Origin of the sequence: Streptomyces prasinopilosus (genome assembly GCF_001419695.1) — a bacterium.
Taxonomy (GTDB): Bacteria; Actinomycetota; Actinomycetes; order Streptomycetales; family Streptomycetaceae; genus Streptomyces; species Streptomyces prasinopilosus.
Map to the genome: position 1 here is coordinate 1 of NZ_LIRG01000126.1, position 4,995 is coordinate 4,995.

Here is a 4,995-nt window from a genome sequence, read left to right on the forward strand (position 1 = left end):
CCTCGAGCAGCCGCTCCACCGCGAACTTGGTCCGGTAGTAGCCGAACGGCACCCGGTCGACACCGACGATCGAGATGTAGACCACGTGCCCCACCCCGGCCCGCCGCGCCGCCGCCACGAGGTTCCCCGCCGCCTCCTCGTCGCCGCCGCGCGGTGTGCTCGCACAGTGGACGACCGTGTCCACCCCGGTGAGGGCCGCGTCCAGTGCACTGCCGCCCCGGCGCAGGTCGACGGCGTACGGCCGGGAGTGCCGGCTGAGCACCCGCACCTCCCGCGCGTCCGTCCGCAACCGCTCGACGACGTGCCGGCCGAGGGTTCCCGTACCGCCGGTCACCAGGATCGTGGTCATGCCGTTCAGCTCCTTGGGTCCTGTGGCTCGGAGAAGGCGCTCCTGCCGGCGCGCCTTCGTCCAGTTCATCAGGAGGGAGACGGAACGGCCCCCGGAAACGTGACACGGGGCCGCGGGCCCGCCCGGTGGGCGGGAACGGCGGACGCGGTGGTGAGGCCCGGCGGCGGGCAAGGGCCGTCGTCACCGCCGCCGGACCGGTCTCTGGGGCTGCAGCAGACGGTAAGAGGACTAGACCACTTCGTCAATAGGTATGGACCAAAAGCGGGTGGCGTCCCCGTGCGCTCCGGCGGCACCCGAGGGGGTGGAGGCGGGCGGGCGGCGGCCGGCCGGTCGCGGACCGTCCTGCGGGAGCCCGCCCCGCGGCGGCGCACGGTGTCACCTCCTGTGAGGCAGCCCACACCGGGTGCCCGTATGGACGGCGGGCGGGCGTGGCACACTGGCCCTGTACCAGCAGCAGCGCACTCCGGGGTCGGTGAAAGTCCGAACCGGCGGTTACAGTCCGCGACCCGGCCGCTTCCAGTGGCCGGTTGACCAGGTGAAATTCCTGGACCGACGGTTAAAGTCCGGATGGGAGGCAGTGCGCGGCGGGCGGGCATCCATGCGCGCCGCCGTACCGGTCCGTCCTCGTGGCGGACTCCGTCCGGCGTAGCCCCGGTGTCCTCGCCCGTACCTCTGCCGTCGTCGGCAGCCCCGGAGTCCGTGCCCGAAGAGGCCAGGAGGACCCGGGAAGTGTTCACCGGAATCGTCGAAGAACTGGGCGAGATCACCGCCGTCGAGACCCTCGACGACGCCTGCCGCTTCCGGCTGCGCGGCCCCGCCGTCACCGAGGGCGCGAAGCACGGCGACTCGATCGCCGTCAACGGCGTCTGCCTCACCGTCGTGGACCACGAGGGCGACGAGTTCACCGCGGACGTGATGGCGGAGACCCTGAACCGCTCCAGCCTCGGCGCCCTCGCCGTCGGCTCCCGCGTCAACCTCGAACGCCCCATGGCCCTGGGCGCGCGCCTCGGCGGTCACATCGTGCAGGGCCACGTCGACGGCACCGGCCGGATCCTCGGGCGCGAACCGTCCGAGAACTGGGAGATCGTCAGGATCTCGCTCCCCGCCGGACTCTCCCGCTACGTCGTGGAGAAGGGCTCCATCACGGTCGACGGCGTCAGCCTCACCGTCGTGGACGCCGGGCGGGACTCCTTCACCGTCAGCCTGATCCCCACCACCCTCGCCCTGACCACCCTCGGACTCAAGCAGAGCGGCGACCCGGTCAACCTCGAGGTGGACGTCATCGCCAAATACGTCGAGCGGCTGATCGGGGACCGGACGACCGCGGAACGGACGACCGGCGAGGGGGCCACCAAGTGAACTGGCTGAACTCCGAGGCGTTCACCCTCTTCGACCAGCACATCAAGTGGTCGGACATGATCGGCAACGTGATCGGCCTGGCCGCCCTGGCCCTCGGCTGGCGGCGCTCCATCTGGACCTGGCCCGCCCAGTTCGTCTCGGGCCTGATCCTCTTCACGGCCTTCGCCACCGCCCACCTCTCCGGCAGCGCGGGCAAGCAGGTCGTCGTCATGCTCGTCGCCGCCTGGGGCTTCCGGCAGTGGAGCCGCGGCCGGCAGCAGGCGCAGGACGGCTCCCTCGCGGTGCGGTTCGCCACCTGGCGCGAGCGCGCCCTCATGGCGGCCGCCGCGGCGGCCGGCACCCTCGCGGTGGGCGGGCTGTTCACGCTGTACCCGTCCCTGTCCTGGGACCCCTGGCCGGACGCCTACATCTTCGTCGGCACCATCGTCGCCATGTACGCCCAGGCCCGCGGCATGGTCGAGTTCTGGTTCGCCTGGCTGCTGGTCGACCTCGTCGGCGTGCCGCTGAACTTCGCCAACGGCTTCGCCTTCTCCGGCTTCGTCTACGTCATCTACGGCGCGCTGGTCCTGTGGGGGCTGCGTGACTGGTGGCTGCGCTCCCGCGAGGACGCGCGCCCCGCCCTGGAAGGAGCGCCGGCATGAGCACGACACCGATGCTTCACCGCACCGAGGAGTTCGAGAACCCCATGCTCGACCCGGTCGAACAGGCCGTCGCCGACATCGCGGCCGGACGCCCCGTCGTGGTCGTCGACGACGAGGACCGCGAGAACGAGGGCGACCTCGTCGTCGCCGCCGAGAAGGCGACCCCCGAGATCGTCGCCTTCATGATGAGCGAGTGCCGCGGACTGATCTGCGCCCCCATGGAGAGCGACGAACTGGACCGGCTGCGCCTCCCGCAGATGGTCGAGGACAACACCGAGTCGATGAAGACCGCGTTCACCGTCTCCGTGGACGCCTCCGCCGCCCACGGCGTGAGCACCGGCATCTCGGCCGCCGACCGGGCCACCACGCTCCAGCTGCTCGCGAGCGGCACCGCCGAGCCCGCCGACCTCGTCCGCCCCGGCCACGTCTTCCCGCTGCGGGCCCGCTCCGGCGGCGTCCTCGTCCGCAACGGCCACACCGAGGCCGCCGTCGACCTCGCCCGCCTCGCCGGACTGCGCCCGGCCGGCGCCATCGTCGAGATCGCCGGCGAGGACGGGCGGATGCTGCGCCTGCCCGAACTGATCCCGTTCGCCCGCAAGCACGGCCTGACGATCATCTCCATCGAGGACCTGATCGCCTACCGCCGCAGCTCCGAACCCACCGTCCGCCGCGAGGCCGAGGTCCGGCTGCCCACCTCCCACGGCGTGTTCACCGCCTACGGCTACCGCTCCGTCAGCGACGGCGTCGAACACGTCGCCCTCGTCCACGGAGACGTCGGCGACGGCCGGGACGTCCTCGTACGCGTCCACTCCGAATGCCTCACCGGCGACATCTTCGGCTCCCAGCGCTGCGACTGCGGCCCCCAGCTGGACGCCTCCATGGACCGCATCCAGAAGGAGGGGCGGGGCGTCGTCGTCTACCTGCGCGGACACGAGGGGCGCGGCATCGGCCTGATGTCCAAGCTGCGCGCCTACGAACTCCAGGAACGCGGACGCGACACCCTCGACGCCAACCTCGAACTCGGCCTGCCCGCCGACGCCCGCGACTACGCCGCCGGCGCACGGATACTCGCCGACCTCGGGGTGCGCACCGTCCGCCTGCTGACCAACAACCCCGACAAGGCCCGGGCCCTCGTCCGGCACGGCATCGAGGTCACCGGCCGCGAGCCGATGCCCGTCACCGCCGGCGAGCACAACATCCGTTACCTGCGCACCAAGCGCGACCGGATGGGCCACGACCTGCCCTGGCTGGACACGCCGACCGTGCCCGCCTGCGGCAACCAGTGACGGCGCCCGCCCGGAACCACCACCATCCACCACGGCGACCGGCGGGAGAACCCGACCGCGGCGGCCGGCGAGAGAACCACCGAGGAGAGACGTGAGCGGCAAGGGTGCACCGGAACTGTCCGTACGCGACGTGGGGGACCTCCGGGTCGCCGTCGTCGCGGCACAGTGGCACGAGAAGGTGATGGACGGACTGGTCGACGGCGCCCTGCGCGCCCTGCACGACCTCGGCATCGACGAGCCGACCCTGCTGCGGGTCCCCGGCAGCTGGGAACTCCCGGTCGTGGCCAAGGTCCTCGCCGGCCGCGGCTACGACGCGGTCGTCGCCCTCGGCGTCGTCATCCGGGGCGGCACACCCCACTTCGAGTACGTGTGCCAGGGCGTCACCCAGGGCCTCACCCAGGTCAGCACCGACACCGGCGTGCCCGTCGGCTTCGGCCTGCTCACCTGCGACACCGAGGAACAGGCGCTGGACCGCGCCGGACTGCCCGGCTCCACCGAGGACAAGGGGCACGAGGCGGTCACCGCCGCGGTGGCGACCGCGGCCACCCTGCGTTCGGTATCCGAACCCTGGCGGTGAGCAGCCCCCGACACCGCGTAGGGTAAGGACCACCATGTCCAAGAAGACGTTCGAGGAGCTCTTCACCGAGCTCCAGCACAAGGCCGCGCACGGCGACCCCGCCACCTCCCGCACCGCCGAACTGGTGGAGAAGGGCGTCCACGCCATCGGCAAGAAGGTCGTCGAGGAGGCCGCGGAGGTCTGGATGGCCGCCGAGCACGAGGGCAAGGAGGCGGCCGCCGAGGAGATCTCGCAGCTGCTCTACCACGTCCAGGTGATGATGGTCGCCCGAGGCATCTCCCTCGACGACGTCTACGCCCACCTGTGAGCGCGGACCCCCCACCACCCCTGACACCGACGGACCGCAAAGGAAGCCGCCTCATGCTGCGCATCGCACTCCCCAACAAGGGTTCACTGGCAGGCCCTGCGGCGGAGATGCTGCATGAGGCCGGCTACCAGCAGCGCCGGGAGTCGAAGGAACTGAGGATCGTCGACCCGGTCAACGAGGTCGAGTTCTTCTACCTCCGCCCCCGCGACATCGCCATCTACGTCTCGTCCGGGCGTCTCGACATCGGCATCACCGGCCGCGACCTTCTGATCGACTCCGGCGCCGACGCCGAGGAGATCCTGCCCCTCGGCTTCGCCCGCTCCACCTTCCGCTTCGCCGCCAAGCCCAGCGCCGCCAGGAGCGTCGCGGACCTGAACGGCAGCACGGTCGCCACCTCCTACGAGGGCATCGTCGCGCGGCACCTCGCCGAGCAGGGCATCGACGCCTCCGTGGTCCACCTCGACGGCGCCGTCGAG

General features: G+C 71.6%; 7 protein-coding genes and 1 riboswitch. Of the genes, 6 read left to right on the forward strand and 1 reads right to left on the reverse strand.

All coding sequences use genetic code 11. The features are described from left to right. Positions 1 to 349, reverse strand: a 349-nt coding sequence (locus tag AOK18_RS06675; protein ID WP_157865044.1) for an SDR family oxidoreductase, incomplete at its 3' end; no start/stop codon positions are given. Between the two features lie 454 nt (positions 350 to 803). Next, positions 804 to 934, forward strand: a riboswitch (FMN riboswitch). A 144-nt stretch (positions 935 to 1,078) separates the two neighbouring features. On the opposite strand from AOK18_RS06675, the gene AOK18_RS06680 reads away from it, so the two are divergent. The 6 genes from AOK18_RS06680 to hisG form a co-directional block, all read left to right on the forward strand. Continuing rightward, entirely contained in the window at positions 1,079 to 1,708 is a 630-nt protein-coding gene (locus AOK18_RS06680) for a riboflavin synthase (protein ID WP_055572271.1), read from the forward strand. Beyond that, positions 1,705 to 2,349 (forward strand): nicotinamide mononucleotide transporter family protein, encoded by a 645-nt coding sequence (locus AOK18_RS06685; protein WP_055572272.1) that lies wholly within the window; start codon positions 1,705 to 1,707, stop codon positions 2,347 to 2,349. Before AOK18_RS06680 ends, AOK18_RS06685 begins: the two co-directional genes overlap by 4 nt. Continuing rightward, positions 2,346 to 3,635, forward strand: coding sequence for a bifunctional 3,4-dihydroxy-2-butanone-4-phosphate synthase/GTP cyclohydrolase II (locus AOK18_RS06690; protein WP_055693702.1), 1,290 nt, complete (start codon positions 2,346 to 2,348; stop codon positions 3,633 to 3,635). The genes AOK18_RS06685 and AOK18_RS06690 overlap by 4 nt, the downstream gene beginning before the upstream one ends. Before the next feature lie 91 nt (positions 3,636 to 3,726). Beyond that, positions 3,727 to 4,212 (forward strand): 6,7-dimethyl-8-ribityllumazine synthase, encoded by a 486-nt coding sequence (gene ribH / locus AOK18_RS06695; RefSeq protein ID WP_055572274.1) that lies wholly within the window; start codon positions 3,727 to 3,729, stop codon positions 4,210 to 4,212. Positions 4,213 to 4,246: 34 nt separating this feature from the next. Continuing rightward, positions 4,247 to 4,519, forward strand: a complete 273-nt coding sequence (locus AOK18_RS06700; protein ID WP_010046365.1) for a phosphoribosyl-ATP diphosphatase — start codon at positions 4,247 to 4,249, stop codon at positions 4,517 to 4,519. Between the two features lie 53 nt (positions 4,520 to 4,572). After that, positions 4,573 to 4,995 (forward strand): ATP phosphoribosyltransferase (hisG, locus tag AOK18_RS34035; RefSeq protein WP_079039746.1); only part of this gene is annotated, 423 nt, incomplete at its 3' end.

Excerpts from the sequence above, each read along its gene's own strand:
- AOK18_RS06690 (WP_055693702.1), top strand. The coding sequence starts at position 2,346 with ATGAGCACGACACCGATGCTTCACCGCACCGAGGAGTTCGAGAACCCC.
- AOK18_RS06700 (WP_010046365.1), top strand. The coding sequence starts at position 4,247 with ATGTCCAAGAAGACGTTCGAGGAGCTCTTCACCGAGCTCCAGCACAAG.